This is a genomic window from Corynebacterium sp. HMSC06D04 (genome assembly GCF_001807315.1).
Taxonomy (GTDB): domain Bacteria; phylum Actinomycetota; class Actinomycetes; order Mycobacteriales; family Mycobacteriaceae; genus Corynebacterium; species Corynebacterium simulans.
The window spans coordinates 210,563-227,161 of record NZ_KV788559.1; the positions used below are offsets into that span (position 1 = coordinate 210,563).

Sequence of the window (16,599 nt, forward strand, 5' to 3'; positions counted from 1 at the left end):
TCGCTTTCCCCTGTGCCCGCGACTGAGTCCGCGCCTAGCGCATCGCCGGCGCCGGAGGTGTTGCCTTCGTTTAGGCCTCATTCGTGGTTTCCCGTCGCCGGTTCAATGGTGGCGGTCGCGTGGGGCGGCAACGAGTTCACCCCATTGTTGGTGATGTACCGCGAGACTTCGCACTTTTCGCAGGTGACCGTCAACGGTTTGCTCGCGGCTTATGTCTTAGGAATCGTCCCCGCGTTGCTTGTGGGAGGCCCGCTATCCGACCTCATCGGCCGCAAGCCTACTCTCCTGCCGGCCGCGCCTTTGTCGCTGCTGGGATCTTTCCTGCTGTCCATCGCTCCGCATGAGCCGCTTATCATCGCGCTAGGTCGCGTGCTGTGTGGCATGGCGCTGGGCCTTGTTATGGCGGTGGGTTCCACGTGGATTACCGAGCTTGTCTCCCGGGCTGGAGGGGACCCCGCGGCCGGTGCAAGAAAAGCTTCGCTGTGCCTTACCATCGGATTCTTGGTAGGCGCCGGAATCGCCTCGGTACTGGCGCAATGGGGCCCTTGGCCCACGCACTTAGCTTATATCCTGCACATTCTGCTGACTCTCGCGACTGCGGTTTGGCTGACGTATACTCCGGAAACTCGTGAGCCACGCCACGGTACGGTAAAGACCACCATCTTGGAGCTGAAGGTTCGCGAGATGCTCGAAATGCTGCATATCCCGGCCGCCGCTCACAAGCGCTTCCTGCGCGTGGTCGTTCCCGTTGCCCCGTGGGTATTCGGATGTGCCGGTGCCGCCTATGCCTTGCTCCCGCAGTTGCTCGCCACGTCTGCGGGGCAAACGCCCATTGCGTTCTCCGGCCTCATGACCGTCATTACTTTAGGCTGCGGCGTTGGCGTGCAAATGCTCGGACGCCTCATCGATACCCATAAGTCCGCCCGAGCATCCGCGATCGCCATGGCGGTTATTACGCTCGGGGCTTTCGTCGCGGCCTTCGCAGCGCAGACGTTGTCGCTGCCTTTGGGCATCGCCGCTGCCGCCACGATGGGCGCTGGCTACGGCCTCGCCCTTGTCGCAGGACTCTCCGAGGTCCAGCGGATCGCCGGTGAAGAGGAGCTGGCAGGCCTCACCGCCGTGTACTACTCCATCTCCTATACCGGCTTCTTCATCCCTATGGCGTTTAGCGCGCTATCGGCCTACATCGGATTTACGAAGCTTTTCATCATCGGCAGCATTTTGGCCATTTTGTGTCTAATCAACGTCACTATTGCCTGGCGTGCGCACCTGCCCGGCGCACAGCGCTGACTTTGCGCACTGTGGCCTAAATAGTCACCTCCGCATCAAGAAAGGCGAATTCATAGTACCCATGCGCCGCGAGACGATTTACCTTCTCGCGGCTGCCCACAGACAATGCCAAATGATTCCACCCAGCCGAAGCTAGCCGCTTTTCATGGCCTGGTCGCGCCATGATTTCGAAACGGGCACCGTCTTCGAAACTCAGAAAATAGGTCTTTAGCCCTGTACGTACATGGCCATGTGTTCGATTCGCATACCTGCAAATCTACACAGAAAAATACCCAGGTAACTGGCCAAAAAGAAACGTGCCCGGAAGGAGAGACTACCTCCTTCCGGGCATTATTCACTTAAGCTCTGACATCCAGGTGTCTATACGTTCGTGCGCGCGACGGTCGCGGTGACGTCCTTGACCACCTTGTGGCCTTCGAGAGGCTCGGTAACCACATTGAACTCGGTGGCCAGAACCTCAGCCGCAATGTGCTCCGCGTGACGCTGTGCCCATTCTTCCTTCTCGGCCGGAACGGACAGGACAACGCTGATGCGGTCATAGACTTCAAAGTCCTCGGCTTTACGGGCATCCTGCAGGCCGCGGATGACGTCGGCGGCCCAGCCTTCTGCCTCGAGCTCCTCGGTCACCTCGGTGTCCAAGACCACGAGGCCATCGATGCCGTCGATACGCGCCGTCGATGCCGGGTTCGCCGCCTGCAGACGCTCGGTGTACTCATCAGCGCCCAGAACGATATCGCCGTCAACGACAACCTCGTCACCACGGCGCTCGTAATTACCCGCCTTCAGGTTCTTGATTGCGCGCTGGACGTCCTTGCCCAAGCGCGGACCCGCGATCTTTGCATTACAGACAACCTCGAAGGTGCCCACGGAATCGACGTCGTCGGTCAGAATGACATCCTTCACGTTGACCTCATCGCGGATGATGTCCGCAAAGTCAGCGAGCTGCGCGGAATCAGCCATGGCCACGGTCAGCTTCGGCAGCGGCAGGCGGTTACGTAGCTTGTTGGACTTACGCACGCTCGAGGCTGCGGAAGCTACCGCGCGCACTGCATCCATCGCGGAAACCAGCTCCGCATCAGCCGGGTAATCCTCAGCCTTCGGGTAGCTAGCCAAGTGCACGGAGCGCTCGCCGGTCAGGCCGCGGTAGATGACCTCAGCCACGTGTGGCAGCAGCGGAGCCACCACGCGGGTGACAGTCTCCAGCACGGTGTAGAGGGTGTTAAAGGCCTCTGCGTGCTCTTCCTCTCCCGACCAGAAGCGGTCACGCGAGCGACGCACGTACCAGTTGGTCAGCACGTCCGCGAAGTGACGCACCTCCTCCGTCGCCGCAGCGATGTCAGTATTCGCCAACGCCGCATCGGTATGCTCCACCAAGTCATGGGTCTTAGCCAGGATGTAGCGGTCAAGAACATTGCCCGAAGTGACATCAAACTTCGCCTCGCGGCTCGCGTAGAGCTGCAGGAAGGTATACGCATTCCAGATCGGCAAGATGGCCTGGCGCACGCCCTCGCGGATGCCCTGCTCCGTGACGATCAGATTGCCGCCGCGCAGAATCGGGCTGGACATCAAGAACCAGCGCATCGCATCCGAGCCATCGCGGTCAAAGACCTCGTTGACGTTCGGGTAGTTGCCCTTAGACTTCGACATCTTCAGACCATCATTGCCCAAGACGATGCCGTGAGCGACGACCTTGTTATACGCCGGACGGTCAAACAGCGCCGTAGACAGTACGTGCATCACGTAGAACCAACCACGCGTCTGGCCCGAGTACTCCACGATGAAGTCAGACGGCGAATGCGTCTCGAACCACTCTTTGTTCTCAAACGGGTAGTGCTTTTGCGCAAACGGCATCGAACCAGACTCGAACCAGCAATCCAGCACGTCCGGCACACGAACCATCATGGACTTGCCCGTCGGGTCATCCGGGTTCGGGCGGGTCAGCTCATCGATGTATGGGCGGTGCAAGGAGGTAGGACGCACGCCGAAGTCTGCCTCCAGCTCATCCAAAGAACCGTAGACATCAACGCGCGGGTACTCCGGGTTATCGGAAACCCACGCCGGAATCGGTGCACCCCAGTAGCGAGTACGAGAGATGTTCCAATCTCGTGCGCCTTCCAGCCACTTACCGAACTGGCCATCGCGGATATGCTCCGGCAACCACTCGATTTCGTTGTGGTTTAGCTCCACCATGCGGTCACGGAACTCGGTCACCTTCACAAACCACGCCGGCATTGCCTTGTAAATAAGAGGCTCGCCCGAACGCCAAGAGTGCGGGTAGGAGTGCTCAATCGTCACGTGGCGAACCACGCGGCCAGCAGCTTTAAGATCCTTGATGATGTCCTTGTTCGCATCGAAGACCAACTGGCCCTCATACGGCGGAACCTGCGAGGTAAATTCGCCGTCCTCATCTACTGGGATGGCAAGTTCGATGCCGTACTTCTGGCAGGTCAACATATCGTCCTCACCAAAGGCTGGAGCCTGGTGAACCACGCCGGTGCCGTCTTCAGTGGTGACGTAATCTGCAAGGATGACCTGGTAGGCGTTCTCCAGCTCTGGGAAGAATCCGAAGATCGGCTCGTAGGTAAAGCCTTCCAACTGATTGCCCTGGAAAGTTTCGAGGACTTCTACCTCGCCGAGTTCCTTGGCCAACGTCGCCGTCAAAGCCTCGGCCATGATGAACGTGTGGCCCGCGAAGTCGCCATCCGTAGCTTTGAACAGGACATAGTTAACCTCAGGGTGGACCGCCAATGCAGCATTCGACGGCAAAGTCCAAGGTGTCGTGGTCCAGGCGAGGAAGGAGGCGTCGGCAAGCGCAGGATGTGCGGAAAGCGTCTCCGCAGCCGCCGAATCAGCCTTCGCACCAGTAACCGGGAAAGTCACCGTCAGCGTCGGGTCTTGGCGCATCTTATAAGAATCATCCAGGCGAGTTTCCTGGTTAGACAGCGAAGTATGCTCCGCCCAGGAATAAGGCAGCACGCGGAATCCTTGGTAGATAAGGCCCTTATCGTAGAGCTCCTTGAAAGCCCACATAACAGATTCCATGTAGTTGATATCGAGCGTCTTGTAGCCATTCTCGAAATCAACCCAGCGTGCCTGGCGGTTGACGTAGTCTTCCCACTCATCTGCATACTGCATAACGGACTTCTCGCAGTACTCATTGAACTTGGCTAGACCCATGTCCTGAATCTGAGCCTTGTCCGTGATGCCCAGCTGCTTTTCCGCCTCCAACTCAGCCGGCAAGCCGTGGGTATCCCAACCGAAGATACGTGGCACATAATTGCCTGCCATCGTGCGGTAACGAGGGACGATGTCCTTGACGTAGCCGGTCAGGAGGTGACCGTAGTGTGGCAGGCCATTCGCGAAGGGAGGGCCATCATAGAAGATGTACTCAGGACAATCCTTGGTCTGGTCCAAGCTGGCTTTGAAGGTATCGTCTTCCTTCCAGAACTTCTGGACGATTTCCTCCATGTCGGGGAAACGGGTGGAACCACCGGTCATGTCTACCTTGGGGTAGACACCGCCTACGTTTTCGCTCATTAATCTTCCTTCACTCGAGTGCTGGTGCAGGGACGCGCCTTGCGGCTCGCGGTACCACCCTGCTTGGCGCGAAAATGCGCCCGCTTCATTTCGGTGAAGGAGATTTCGGTCCCACCCGCTCGGTTCTACTTTTAAGCTCTGTGGCTTAGGTTCTTCCGAGATGCTCCCCGGTGATGGCCGGATCATTGCATACGTGAGGAAATTATACCCACGGCGTCAACTTTTCACAGGCTGAGGTTCCCGAGTGGTGCAAATGGATATCAATGAGTCGGTTGAGACAAAGTTATCCACAGGTTGAAAATTGCCCCTTGTGCCTTGTCGATAGGGCTTTTTAGGGTGGGTTTATGACTTCACTTCAGACATTCTTAGCGGCAATACGCCCAGGCATGGACATCGTGGCTGGGTGCGCAGGGCTGTCTGAAAAGGCTTTGATTTCGGCTGGCGCGCCGGATAAAACGGCACAGCAATTGCTCGCGCTTTACGACGTCTACTTTGGCCGCACCGCTTTCACCCGCCAGCAACGCGATTCCGTGGCCGCGGCGCAAAGGCTTGGCCATTCCCTGCCCACAATCGAAGTTATCGAACGCTACGCAATGCGCGCGAAGACCCAACGTGCGGCGTGGCAGATGCGCGAGGAACTGTGCAATACCAAGGCCGATACCCTCGCGATGGAGCAGCTAGCGAAGAAAAAGCTGAAGGCGCTCAATAGCGAGCGCGAGCCAGAGCAAGGAGTAAAGCTTTATCGCCGCAAGGATAAGCCATGGACTTTAGCGATCACCGGCCCATCGACTTTAATCGCGGATATGCATGCGGCTATCGACCCTGCTTCTCCCCTGGAGTCTTTGGAGAACCTCTTCTTCCCCGCTGCTAAGGACTCAACAAGGGTGTCTAGCGCAACCGGAGAAAGGCCGCGGGTACATACCAACGTCATCGTACAACTGCCCGCGCTGGCAAAGATCTTGCAGGGCGACGGCGAGGAGATAAGCCTGCAAATGACAAACGGCGCCGTCATGTCCGGCGCGGAATTCGTGAGAAGAGCACTGGACTCGTGCCTTGACTTCGCCACACTCGTGCATCCACATGAGGGGCCAGTGAATCTCTATCGCACGAAGCGCTTTGCCAACCACAAGCAAAGACTGATGGCGGGAGCGGAAAATCCCACCTGTGCTTGGCCAGGTTGTAATCACCCGGCAGATACTAGTCAGGTGCATCACTTAAACGCCTGGTCGCAGGGAGGCCCAACGAACATGGCAAATCTTGCGACTTTGTGTCATTACCACAACGGCGTGAACGAGGACGACCCTAACGCCCCGCCGTTACGCGGTAGGTTAGCCAGGGTCGATGGAAAGGTGCGCTGGCAGCGCGGCTAGCAAAAAGGCAACAACCACGACTATATGCAATGCAATGTCAGGGCAATGCGCCACAATCTAGGAGGCAGGGTACTCCCCTGCCTCCTCGTCCTGCGCAAGATCAGGTTTGCGCTTGCGTAGACCGTCTATCACGAACAGCACCATGCCTAGGCCGGCAGAAGCGAAGAGAAGATACAGCGACCAATCAGCTGCAGTCAGAATGAAGTTGACGAGAGCTAGGAAAGCCACGAACGCCAAGACGAGTGCTGCAACAAGCATTTAAACCTCCAGAAAAGCGCCCTCCCGGATACTCGGAAGGGCGCTTTATAAATAGCTTTTACTTGCCAGCCTCGCCGTTAGGAGCAGCGGTGCCGCGAGTCTCAAGCTCCTCCAGCTGGGACTCCAGCAGGGTCTTCAGACGGGTGCGGTACTCGCGCTCGAAGGTGCGCAGCTCAGCGATACGAGCCTCAAGAGCCGTCTGCTGCTGCTTGACGGTATTCATGACCTCGGTGTGCTTCTTCTCAGCGTCAGCCTGCAGGGCAGCAGCCTTCTCCTCTGCCTGGCGAATCTGTGCCTCAGCGCGGGAGTTAGCCTCGGACTCGGTCTGCTTTGCCTTAGCCTCAGCCTCGGAAACCAGCTTCTTGGAGAGAGTATCAGCGTCTGCGAGCTGTGCGTCGAACTTCTGCTGAGCGTCTACGAGCTGTGCCTTGGAGCGGGAATCAGCATCGGTCAGCTGCTTCTCGGCGGCAGTGCGTGCCTCGGAGAGCATGGACTCGGACTCTGCCTTTGCCTCGGAGGTCAGGCGGTCTGCCATCTCCTGCGCCAAGCCCAGAACGCGAGCTGCCTGCATGTGGGTCTCTGGGGTAGCCAGGCCGTCGGCAGCCTTGGTTGCGGCAGCGCCAACACCTGCACCAGCCAGACCAGAAGCCGCTGCGGTCTTTGCAGAGCCAGCGTTCTTCTTCAGGTCCTCGTTCTCCTTCTTGGAAGCCTCGAGGTCCTTCTTAGCCTGAGTAGCCTCTGCCCGAGCTGCCTCGAGCTCTTGCTTTGCCTTTGCAGCGTCCTCCCGTGCAGCCTTCAGCTCAGCATCGTTGTTCGAGGAAGCAGCAGCCGAAGCCTTAGCGGACTCAGCGTTCTTTGCCTGTTCCTGCGCACGCTTTGCTTCTTCCTTAGCCTTGGCAACTTCATTCTTGGAATCAGCAAGCTTGGTCTCGTACTCAGCGCGCAGCTTGGACTCGATCTCCTTACGGAGGGTACCTTCGTCTGCACCCGTAGTAGCTGCGGACCCTGCAGCGGCACCCGCTACAGCACCAGCGCCGCCCTTGGACTGCAGCTGCTCTACCTGAGACTGCAGGTCATCATTCTCGTCCTGCAGCTGGGCAAGGGTGTCCTCGACGAGGTCCAGGAACTGGTCGACCTCATCCTCGTTGTAGCCACGCTTGCCAATTGGCGGCTTGCTAAAAGCGACGTTGTGAACATCAGCTGGTGACAGTGGCATTGACTTCTCTTCCCCTTCGAGTCGGTGCAACTCCGGTGGGTCCGGAGTTTTTGGGAGATGTAAACGTATCCCGAGAGTACCTAAATTCTGAACTCAGGTGTCTACACAGGACGCGCTAACAAAGAACTTGTGCGTTTAATTTTACGGAATATCAGTAAAGACTATATCCAAAAGCCCACATTATCTAACGTTGCACGCAGTCTCAACGTTAACGGGAGGTTTTAATACACCCGCACTACAAGAACACTCCAACAACAATCAGTTGCAAGAGCATCAAAATCAGGAACAAAACAAGGATGGACATGTCCAGTGCCACACCGCCCAGACGCAGCGGCGGGACCACGCGGCGGAGTTCCTTTACTGGCGGGTCAGTAACTACAAACAGCGGCTCTGCCACCACCATGAACCACCGCGGTGGGTTAAATTGGCGCGAGAAAGACTGAATCATCTCGATGATGATTCGCAGGGCCAAAATCCACGAGAAGATGCGTAGAAGCAGCAACAAACTATATCCGATAATGCTCACCCGCTCGAGCCTATATGAATTACCCCCGTGTTCGGCACTCGGCTCGCTAATGGCGAACGCCGCCCTACCCTTCCCCCACCAACACTTAGAGGAAAGATAAGACGGCGCTACTTTAAAAGCTTCTGCTTAACGCAGGTGCGCTGCGCGCTCAAGCTCCAGAGTGGAGATGCCTGCATCCTTCGGCACGATGGCGAAAACGCGACGGTCGGTGTCCATACCCTTGGTCAGGTTGAGCATGCGACCCTCGAGACCGAAGCACAGGCCAGCAGCAAAGTCAATGAAACGCTTTGCCGACGCCTTGTCCGCATCGGTCAGCTCAAAGACAACGGCGTCGCCATCACGGAACGGTGCGCCGACCTTGGCGGCATCGTTGAAGGAAACGAGGGAAAGCGCGACGATAGTCGGAACGAACTCCTCCTGCGCTGCCGGCTCGAAAGAGCGCGGCGCGTAAGCAGCAGAGCCGTTGGACTCATAGCTGCGCTCGTCTGCGTAGTATGCGTCGTCCGCTTCGATGTCCACCGGACCCAGTCCGAAGAACTCTTTCGTCCTATCAATCAATGACATTTCTGGTCTCCCTCTGACCCTAATTGTTGAGCATGTTATTTGGTGCGAATGTTACTCATGTGAAAGCAGTGAATTGCACCCGTGAAATGCGCTTTTGCGTTGCCACTTAACCTAATGGGCGGGGTCCCATGATGCCGGTTCCGACACGCACGATATCGCTTCCCGCGGCAATCGCCACAGCCATATCTGCGCTCATTCCCGCCGACATCAAAAGCTTCCGTCCAAGGCGGCCGCTCACCTCGTCACAGAGCTTGCGAACTCGGGCAAAAACTTCGACGGGGTCCGCATCTAGGGGCGGAACGACCATGAAACCGCGCAGTTCGAGGTTGTCGAGATCCTCCACGAGGCCCACAAGCTCATCGACATCCGCATAGGCTACTCCCCCGCGCGCAGTATCTCCGTCGTGGGAGAGCTGGATGAACACCGGCAGTTTTCCTTCGCGCTCGCCCGCTTGCAGAGCATTGCCGACGCCCCGGTCCAACGCACGCGCAAGCTTTTCCGTATCCAACGAATGCACGCTTTGTGCCCACCGCGCGACGTGATTGGCCTTCTTCGTCTGAATCTGGCCAATCATATGGAAACACATCTGCGGCAACTCCGCCGCCTTGGCACGGGCTTCTTGTTCGCGGTTCTCGGCGACGTCAGTGATACCAAGCTCGGCGAGTAGCGCGACGTCGGCAGCCGGGTGGAACTTGGTCACCGGCAGCAGTTCGGGCGCAGGACGGCCGGCATTCTTGGCGATTTCTGCGATATCAGCGCGGGTGCGCTCGAGGTTTTCCTGTAATTGCTGCTTGCGTGTCATTTATGCCTCCAACCAAATAACACCGGCTTGGCGTCCGGTAGTGCCTTCGCGGCGGTAAGAAAAGAAGTCGCTGTCTTCGATGGTGCAGCGAGGGTCCGCTTCAATGTTGGTAATTCCCATCCCCATCAGCTGACGGACAAGGCCCTTGCGCACGTCGACGCCCCAGGTGCCCTTCTTTGTGCGGGTCTTCGCCCCGGGCAAATGCTTCTCGACGTCGTTTGCCATAGCCTCAGGCACCTCATAGTTCAGTCCCGATGCGGCGGGGCCGAGAAGAACTTGAATATTGGAGGGGCTCGCGCCCAGCTCGCACATCGTAGTAACCGTGTTGCGAATGATCCCGTTGCGGGCACCGAGCCGACCAGCATGGGCAGCGGCGATAACGCCGGCGGAGATGTCGCTGAGCAATACGGGGGTGCAATCAGCAACCAAAACCCCGAGTCCTAAGCGCTTTTCGGTAGTGACGATTGCATCGGTCGCCGCCACCGGGGTGCCAACATGGCTACGGTCGACGCGCGTAACGGTGTTGGTGTGGAGCTGTTCCATCCACACAATCTCATCGAGCCCGAGAACCCTGGCGAGACGGGCGCGGTTATGGGCGACGTTTGCCGGGTCATCGCCGACGTGGTCGCCTAGGTTGAAAGAGTCGTAAGGCGATGACGAAACCCCGCCCGCACGAGTCGTAAAGACCATGCGAACGGGGCGTTTAGGTGCTTCCTCGTTTACTGGCATGCACTCCAGGTTAGCGCAGTATTTTGCTGCTTTAGCGCATGAAGGACGGCACGTCGAGATCATCATCGCCGTCATCGTGGCGACGGTCGTCACGACGATCTGCCGGGCGGGACAGGCGGTAGTCGTCACGGCGATCTTCACGAGCAAAGCGATCGGAGCTGGTGAACAGACCGTTGGAGGAATGGCGTGGACGGTAGGTCTCAGCCGGCTGCTCCTCGTAACGCGGCTGCGCAGGTTCCTCGTAGCGCGGTTGCTGCTGTACCGGCTGCTGCTGTACTGGCTCCGGCTGCAGCGGTTGCTGCTGGTGCATTGGCTGCTGTTGTGCCGACTGCTGTGCCGAAGCTTCCTGGCGGTTATCGAAAAGGGAGCCCGGACGCTGCTGCTGCGGCTGGGACGGTGCCGGCTGAGCTGCGGTGGTCATGTTGGCCTGTGCATCAAAGCCGGTGGCGATGATGGTGACGCGGACTTCGTCGCCCAGGTTGTCATCGATGATGGTACCGAAGATGATATTGGCGTCTTCGTCAGCGCGCTCCTCGACCATGGATGCAGCGGCGTTAACCTCATGCAGACCAAGATCAGAGCCGCCGGCGATGGAGAGCAGAACGCCCTTTGCGCCTTCCATGGTGGACTCGAGCAGCGGGGAGTTGATTGCCTGCTCAGCGGCATTGAGCGCACGGTTGTCACCGCGTGCAGAGCCGATGCCCATGAGAGCGGAGCCGGCATCGGCCATGACGGAGCGGACGTCGGCAAAGTCGACGTTAATCATGCCCGGGATGGTAATCAGGTTCGTAATACCCTGGACACCGTTGTGGAGGACCTCATCGGCTGCGCGGAATGCCTCGACGATGGACAGCTCCTCGCCGCCCAGCTGCATCAGGCGGTCGTTCGGAATAACAATGAGCGTGTCGCAGACGTCGCGCAGCTCCTCGATGCCAGACATTGCCTGGCGGGTACGGCGTGCGCCCTCGAACTTGAATGGACGGGTAACAACGCCGACGGTCAGCGCCCCCATCTTTTTTGCGATGGAAGCAACGACCGGAGCGGCGCCGGTACCAGTGCCGCCACCCTCGCCGGCGGTGACGAAGACCATGTCCGAGCCTTCCAGGGCATCCTCAATCTCAGTCTTGTGGTCTTCTGCGGAGGTCTTGCCAACCTCCGGGTTAGCGCCCGCGCCGAGACCGCGGGTGGCTTCGCGGCCGATATCGAGCTTGGTGTCAGCATCCGAGAAAATCAGCGCCTGGGAGTCAGTGTTAATCGCGACGAACTGAACGCCCTTCAGACCTTCTTCGATCATGCGGTTCACGGCGTTAACGCCGCCGCCGCCGACACCGACGACCTTGATTTCCGCGAGGTTATTGCTAGTTGAGATCATGTGAGGGGTGCTCACCTTTCACTGTTGGTGCGTAAACGAGGATTTTTATTGCACGCGACTTTTTCTCACGCGCGGTTATTTCCATCTTTATGGAAGTGCCGTAGTTTTTCACGTACATTTTGCCGCGTGTCGGTACCCTCAAGTTGTAGTTTAGGGTTGCTGACGTGCGGGTTTTCAAATCACAAACGCCCCACGCACCCCACCTGTATGACCAAGATGGGCTCTGCGCAGGGCGTTAAATTCAGACGGCTATTTCGTGGTTACCAATTCGGGGTTTGAAATATTCCACTGCCCGCCTTCCATCTTCAAAACCGTCTCGAAAGCCAAAGCCTTATTGGCGTTATCCTCCGAGGCGCCCCAGAAGACGCTGCGGTCATCCTTCAGGTGGAAGATCATCGAATAAGCGTTTTTAGCCTCGAGAGACTTCACCTGTGCACGCAACGGCTGTGGCAAAGCGGCGACTACCTCCACGGCATCACTCATCTCCTCCGAGCCGGGCTCGGCGCTGCCGGTAATTTCCACTGCGCCCTCCGGAGGGGTGTCCTCGGCGAATTCTTCACCCTCGGCGTCGATAAGCTTGTTCTTATCACGGAAAGCCACCGCCTCGTGTTCTGTAACCTCCACGCTCAAGGTGGACGGAAATGCGCGCGATACGGTTGCGGACTTTACCCACGGCAAGCGTGCGACTCCCGACGCCGCTGCACGGGCATCCACCCGCACTAGGTTCTCGCCTTTAGCGACGCCACTGGCTTCTTCCACCTGCGCTGCATCGACGTGGCTTATGCCTTGTACCTCGAAGGAAGAAACCTTGAACACAGGAAACATCCACACGGCAACTGCCGCCAGCACAACGACCGCCACGAGCCCCGTGACAGAAACCGCAATTGTCTTCTTAGTCATTAAGCGCCTTCAGCTCATCGAGGATCTCCGCGGCCAGCATCGTGACTGAACCCGCGCCGATGGTGAGTACGACATCGCCAGGGCGCACCAGGGACACAACATCTTGAGCCGCCTCCGAGAAATCCGGTTCGAAAATGACCTTCATCTCTTCCGGCATTTTGTCGGTGATGATGCGGGAGGTAATGCCCTCCACCGGTTGCTCCCGAGCGCCGTAGATGTCAAGGACAACGGCGGCGTCGGCAAGCGCGAGTGCTGCAGCGAACTCCTTGTCGAATTCCATCGTGCGGGAGTACAGGTGCGGCTGGAAGCATGCGATAACGCGCGCCCCCTTGCCTTCTGCCTCTACCTTTTGGCGGGCAGCACCGAGGACTGCGGTGACCTCGGTTGGGTGGTGGGCATAGTCATCGAAGACGCGCACCTCGTGCTCGGTGCCGCGATACTCAAAGCGACGGCGCACACCGGTGAAATCACTAAGGCCCACCGCGAGATCGTCCAGGTCGCCGCCGGCCAAGCCGCCCGCGATAAGCGAGGCCAAAGAGTTAAGCACCATGTGATGCCCCGGAATCTGCAGCTCATAGGAGAGCTCTTTCGACTTTCCGCCGGGCAGCGTGACGCGTGCACGGACTTGCATGCCAATGACAGAGACCTGCTCTTCTACTACCTCAGCGGCCAAGGGAATCTCCGGATACTGTGCGGCTGCTTGAGCGCTGCCGTAGCCAAGAACGTTGATTCCGCGGTCAAGGGCGCGTTTACCGGCCTGCGCTGCATGCTCATCCTCCAAGCAGACGACGAGATGTCCGCCGGGCACGATACGATCGGCGAAGTCGTCGAAGACTTGGTAATAGGCCTCAGCATTGTGGAAGAAATCCAGGTGGTCCGGCTCGATGTTGGTAATCACCGCGACTTCAGGGCTATAGCGCAGCAAGGAAGCATCGGATTCATCGGCCTCGGCAACAAAGGCGTTGCCAGTTCCGCCATGGGCGTTGGTGCCCGCGCGGTTGAGCTGGCCGCCAATGGCAAAGGAAGGATCAAGACCTGCCTGCTGCATTGCAGAAACAGTCATCGAGGTGGTGGAAGTCTTGCCATGCGTACCGGCGAGGAGCACCTGCTGGTGGCCCTCCATCAGCTCGGCGAGAAGGTCAGAGCGGCGAATCACCGGAATACCGGCCTCGCGGGCGCCGACCAACTCCGGGTTATCCTGCGGGATGGCTGCGAAGGAAGTGACCACGACAGTCGGCTTCTCCCCCGCCAGCTCGACATTTTCTGCCGCGTGGCCTACCGCAATCTTTACGCCCATCGTGCGCAGGATTTCCACCGGCGTGGACTCCTTAACGTCGGAACCGGTAACGACGCCACCGCGCGAAGCGAGGATGCGCGCCAGGCCAGACATGCCAGAGCCGCCGATGCCCACCATGTGGACGCGAGTGAGGTCATAAGAGTCAGTCATCTTCTTTAAATTCCTTCAGCTTCAAAGATCTTGCGCGAGGGTTTTAGGCGCGCGCTTGCTCGATGGTGGTTGCGATTCGGTCAGCAATGGTGTTGGCAACGTCGCCAGCAGAGTTCGTCGCCGCGGCCGCGCGCATTTCCTTTAAGCGAGCGTCATCTTCCATAATGCCGCGGACCTCGGAGACCAAGCGCTGGGGGTTGAGTTCGGCGTCGGCGATCTGCACGGCAGCACCGGCTTCTACTAGCTCGCGGGAGTTCAGTGCCTGCTCACCATTGCCGATTGGCAGTGGCACGTAAATGGCAGGAACGCCGGCAGCGGTTACCTCAGCGACCGTCATCGCGCCTGAGCGGCAAATCATCAAGTCAGCTACGGCAAGGGCGCCGGCCATATCGTCGATGTACGGCAGAGGCGTGTAATTCGGAGCAGGCGCCGGCGCCTCATTCTTCTTGCCGTAGGCATGCAGGACCTGGTACTTCTTGGTCAGCTCCGGCAACGCGCCCGCCACTGCCTTATTGATGCTGGCTGCGCCCTGCGAGCCACCGGTAATGACGATGGTGGGCATATCCTCGCGCAGCCCCCAGCGCTTACGGGCCTCCGCAGCCACAGAACCGTCAGGGTCTTGACCCATTCCTGGGCGCACTGGGATACCCACGACCTCGCCAGGCATGCCGGAGTTCGGGTGCGCGTTGAAGCCGATTCCGCCCAAACGCACTCCAAGCTTATTTGCAATGCCCGAAAGCGCGTTGGTTTCTAGCACATAAAAAGGCATGCCTAGAGTCTTTGCAGCAAGGTAGGCCGAAGCGGAAACGTATCCGCCCGTACCAAAGACCACGTCAGCCTCAACGTCTTTTAAAACCTTGCGGGTTTGCATTACCGACTTTGCAACGTTCAAAGGAAGCTTAAACAGATCGACATTCACCTTGCGCGGAACCGGAACAGGGGTCACCATGCGCAGATCCACCCCGCGGGCGGGAACGATATCGCGCTCCAGTCCCTTCTCGGTGCCCAACGCGGTTAACTTCGCGCCGTGACGCTGCCGGAGCGCTTCACCCACTGCGAGCGCTGGTTCGATATGGCCTGCGGTGCCGCCACCTGCAAGGACGACAGAAATGGGGGTGGAATTCATGACCTACAGGCTACCAGCGCCACCCAGGCCTACCGCTTCTCGCCGCGCCGCGGCAGGCGGTAATCACTAGGCCCACGGCTCGTCACCGTTCGGCCAAAGCGCTCCTCGCGCTCCGCTGGCCGACGCCCGCCCCGATTCTTCTGCGGCTGCGAGGCATGGCGGCCTCCCTTACGCTTCGGGGCGGCGTCGAAAAGCTGCGGCTCGGGGATGAAAAACAGACGGTCGAACAGCGGACGGCCGAAGTTCTGCATCGCAGAAATCTGCAGCGGCTCATGGCGCGCGACGTTACACAGCACGCCCATCGAACCGATGGTGATAAGCGCTGCGGAGCCGCCTGCGGAAATCATCGGCAGCTGAATGCCCGTCACAGGAAGAAGACCCACCACATAGCCGATGTTAATGAACGCCTGGATAACAACGCCGACCGTCAATGTGGCGGCCAGCAGCGCCTGGAAAGAATCCTGCGCATTCTTTGCCGTACGCAGCCCGATGTAACCCAGTGCGGCAAACAAGCCGATAACCAGCAAGCCGCCCCACAGCCCGAGTTCCTCGCCGATGATGGCGAAGACGAAGTCATTCTTCGCCTCCGGCAGGTAGAACCACTTCGCACGGGATTGGCCGAGGCCAACGCCCCAGAACCCGCCGTCGGCAAGCGAAAGGAAGCCCTGGTAAGCCTGGAAACCGGTGCCCTGCGTGTCCTCGATGTTGCCGCGGAAAGCATCAAAGTAGGTGTGGAAACGGTGCGTACGGAAGCCGCCGCCCAGAAAGACTGCGGTTAAGCCCAACGCGCCGAGGCCAATGATGGTGGCAGCGACGCGCCAATTCACGCCCGCAAAAAGCAAGGTGAAGATAACCACCAAGGCAAACGACGCCGCCATGCCGATATCGCCCTGCAACACGATGAGCACGAACATCACAGACGCGATGAGCGAGTACATCATGAATGGGTCAGAAAGACGCATCGAACGGTGCGGCTTGCCCGCCAGCGCCGAAGCGCCGTACATCGCTACGGTGACACGTGCGAACTCAGAAGGCTGGAAAGCCACAGGGCCCAGCGGAATCCAGGACTGCGAACCCACCGTCTCACGACCGGTACCCACGCCAGGAATCAACACTGCGATGAGCAAGATGATGGACAAAAGCAGCAGCCACGGCACGAACTTACGCAGCGTATAAGGAGAAACCCGCAGCGCAATCCAGAACAAAATCAGGCCGCCTGCCACGAGCAGGCACTGGCGGATGGCATCTGTCCACACGTTGGAGTTTTCTGTGAAGGAGATCGCCATGGATGCGGAGAACGCCATGAGCACGCCAATGCCAATCAGCGAAAAGATGATAATCCGCAGCAGCTGGTAATCCAGCCCCGGTTGCGCGCGGTAGTGTTGGCGGATTTCGCCCACGCGTTGGCCGAGCGTCTTCGACGCTGGTTGTTGCGGCCTAGTTGCGGTCATGGAGTCTCCTG

Annotated in this window: 14 protein-coding genes; 2 read left to right on the plus strand and 12 right to left on the minus strand. The window is 58.8% G+C overall.

The annotated features are described in order from the left end of the window. Positions 1-105: 105 nt before the first annotated feature. Positions 106-1,290, plus strand: coding sequence for an MFS transporter (locus HMPREF3155_RS10675; RefSeq protein WP_061923445.1), 1,185 nt, complete (start codon positions 106-108; stop codon positions 1,288-1,290). 360 nt (positions 1,291-1,650) lie between these two features. Here the strand turns inward: HMPREF3155_RS10675 and ileS are convergent, their stop codons facing one another. After that, positions 1,651-4,827 (minus strand): isoleucine--tRNA ligase, encoded by a 3,177-nt coding sequence (ileS, locus tag HMPREF3155_RS10680; protein ID WP_061923448.1) that lies wholly within the window; start codon positions 4,825-4,827, stop codon positions 1,651-1,653. 344 nt (positions 4,828-5,171) lie between these two features. Here ileS and HMPREF3155_RS10685 point away from each other — a divergent pair, with 344 nt between their 5' ends. Then, positions 5,172-6,197 (plus strand): HNH endonuclease signature motif containing protein, encoded by a 1,026-nt coding sequence (locus HMPREF3155_RS10685; protein ID WP_061923452.1) that lies wholly within the window; start codon positions 5,172-5,174, stop codon positions 6,195-6,197. A 57-nt stretch (positions 6,198-6,254) separates the two neighbouring features. Here the strand turns inward: HMPREF3155_RS10685 and HMPREF3155_RS10690 are convergent, their stop codons facing one another. The 11 genes from HMPREF3155_RS10690 to HMPREF3155_RS10740 form a co-directional block, all read right to left on the minus strand. Beyond that, positions 6,255-6,455: a hypothetical protein gene (locus HMPREF3155_RS10690; RefSeq protein ID WP_061923455.1), complete on the minus strand. Its 201-nt coding sequence runs from the start codon at positions 6,453-6,455 to the stop codon at positions 6,255-6,257. A 58-nt stretch (positions 6,456-6,513) separates the two neighbouring features. Next, complete coding sequence (locus HMPREF3155_RS10695; RefSeq protein ID WP_061923458.1) at positions 6,514-7,671, minus strand: DivIVA domain-containing protein; 1,158 nt, start codon at positions 7,669-7,671, stop codon at positions 6,514-6,516. A 235-nt stretch (positions 7,672-7,906) separates the two neighbouring features. Continuing rightward, on the minus strand, positions 7,907-8,197 hold the full coding sequence (locus HMPREF3155_RS10700) for a YggT family protein (RefSeq protein WP_061923462.1): 291 nt from the start codon (positions 8,195-8,197) through the stop codon (positions 7,907-7,909). A 126-nt stretch (positions 8,198-8,323) separates the two neighbouring features. Beyond that, positions 8,324-8,761: a cell division protein SepF gene (locus tag HMPREF3155_RS10705; protein ID WP_061923465.1), complete on the minus strand. Its 438-nt coding sequence runs from the start codon at positions 8,759-8,761 to the stop codon at positions 8,324-8,326. 106 nt (positions 8,762-8,867) lie between these two features. Beyond that, positions 8,868-9,563 carry a YggS family pyridoxal phosphate-dependent enzyme gene (locus tag HMPREF3155_RS10710; protein WP_061923468.1) on the minus strand — a complete coding sequence of 232 codons (696 nt, stop codon included), beginning with the start codon at positions 9,561-9,563 and terminating at the stop codon, positions 8,868-8,870. Next, positions 9,564-10,292 (minus strand): peptidoglycan editing factor PgeF, encoded by a 729-nt coding sequence (gene pgeF / locus HMPREF3155_RS10715; RefSeq protein WP_061923470.1) that lies wholly within the window; start codon positions 10,290-10,292, stop codon positions 9,564-9,566. Between the two features lie 31 nt (positions 10,293-10,323). Next, positions 10,324-11,664, minus strand: a complete 1,341-nt coding sequence (ftsZ, locus tag HMPREF3155_RS10720) for a cell division protein FtsZ (RefSeq protein ID WP_070433291.1) — start codon at positions 11,662-11,664, stop codon at positions 10,324-10,326. 249 nt (positions 11,665-11,913) lie between these two features. Further along, positions 11,914-12,564 (minus strand): cell division protein FtsQ/DivIB, encoded by a 651-nt coding sequence (locus tag HMPREF3155_RS10725; protein ID WP_061923477.1) that lies wholly within the window; start codon positions 12,562-12,564, stop codon positions 11,914-11,916. Continuing rightward, positions 12,557-14,011 (minus strand): UDP-N-acetylmuramate--L-alanine ligase, encoded by a 1,455-nt coding sequence (gene murC / locus HMPREF3155_RS10730; protein WP_061923482.1) that lies wholly within the window; start codon positions 14,009-14,011, stop codon positions 12,557-12,559. Before murC ends, HMPREF3155_RS10725 begins: the two co-directional genes overlap by 8 nt. Positions 14,012-14,054: 43 nt before the next feature. Continuing rightward, on the minus strand, positions 14,055-15,137 hold the full coding sequence (murG, locus tag HMPREF3155_RS10735; RefSeq protein ID WP_061923485.1) for an undecaprenyldiphospho-muramoylpentapeptide beta-N-acetylglucosaminyltransferase: 1,083 nt from the start codon (positions 15,135-15,137) through the stop codon (positions 14,055-14,057). A 29-nt stretch (positions 15,138-15,166) separates the two neighbouring features. After that, on the minus strand, positions 15,167-16,588 hold the full coding sequence (locus tag HMPREF3155_RS10740) for an FtsW/RodA/SpoVE family cell cycle protein (protein WP_061923488.1): 1,422 nt from the start codon (positions 16,586-16,588) through the stop codon (positions 15,167-15,169). Positions 16,589-16,599 lie beyond the last annotated feature (11 nt).

Bases quoted from the DNA above. Each gene is read 5' to 3' on its own strand.
- HMPREF3155_RS10675 (WP_061923445.1), top strand. From the start codon at position 106: ATGGTGGCGGTCGCGTGGGGCGGCAACGAGTTCACCCCATTGTTGGTG.
- ileS (WP_061923448.1), bottom strand. From the start codon at position 4,827: ATGAGCGAAAACGTAGGCGGTGTCTACCCCAAGGTAGACATGACCGGT.
- HMPREF3155_RS10685 (WP_061923452.1), top strand. From the start codon at position 5,172: ATGACTTCACTTCAGACATTCTTAGCGGCAATACGCCCAGGCATGGAC.
- HMPREF3155_RS10690 (WP_061923455.1), bottom strand. From the start codon at position 6,455: ATGCTTGTTGCAGCACTCGTCTTGGCGTTCGTGGCTTTCCTAGCTCTC.
- HMPREF3155_RS10695 (WP_061923458.1), bottom strand. From the start codon at position 7,671: ATGCCACTGTCACCAGCTGATGTTCACAACGTCGCTTTTAGCAAGCCG.
- HMPREF3155_RS10705 (WP_061923465.1), bottom strand. From the start codon at position 8,761: ATGTCATTGATTGATAGGACGAAAGAGTTCTTCGGACTGGGTCCGGTG.
- HMPREF3155_RS10710 (WP_061923468.1), bottom strand. From the start codon at position 9,563: ATGACACGCAAGCAGCAATTACAGGAAAACCTCGAGCGCACCCGCGCT.
- pgeF (WP_061923470.1), bottom strand. From the start codon at position 10,292: ATGCCAGTAAACGAGGAAGCACCTAAACGCCCCGTTCGCATGGTCTTT.
- ftsZ (WP_070433291.1), bottom strand. From the start codon at position 11,664: ATGATCTCAACTAGCAATAACCTCGCGGAAATCAAGGTCGTCGGTGTC.
- HMPREF3155_RS10725 (WP_061923477.1), bottom strand. From the start codon at position 12,564: ATGACTAAGAAGACAATTGCGGTTTCTGTCACGGGGCTCGTGGCGGTC.
- murC (WP_061923482.1), bottom strand. From the start codon at position 14,011: ATGACTGACTCTTATGACCTCACTCGCGTCCACATGGTGGGCATCGGC.
- murG (WP_061923485.1), bottom strand. From the start codon at position 15,137: ATGAATTCCACCCCCATTTCTGTCGTCCTTGCAGGTGGCGGCACCGCA.
- HMPREF3155_RS10740 (WP_061923488.1), bottom strand. From the start codon at position 16,588: ATGACCGCAACTAGGCCGCAACAACCAGCGTCGAAGACGCTCGGCCAA.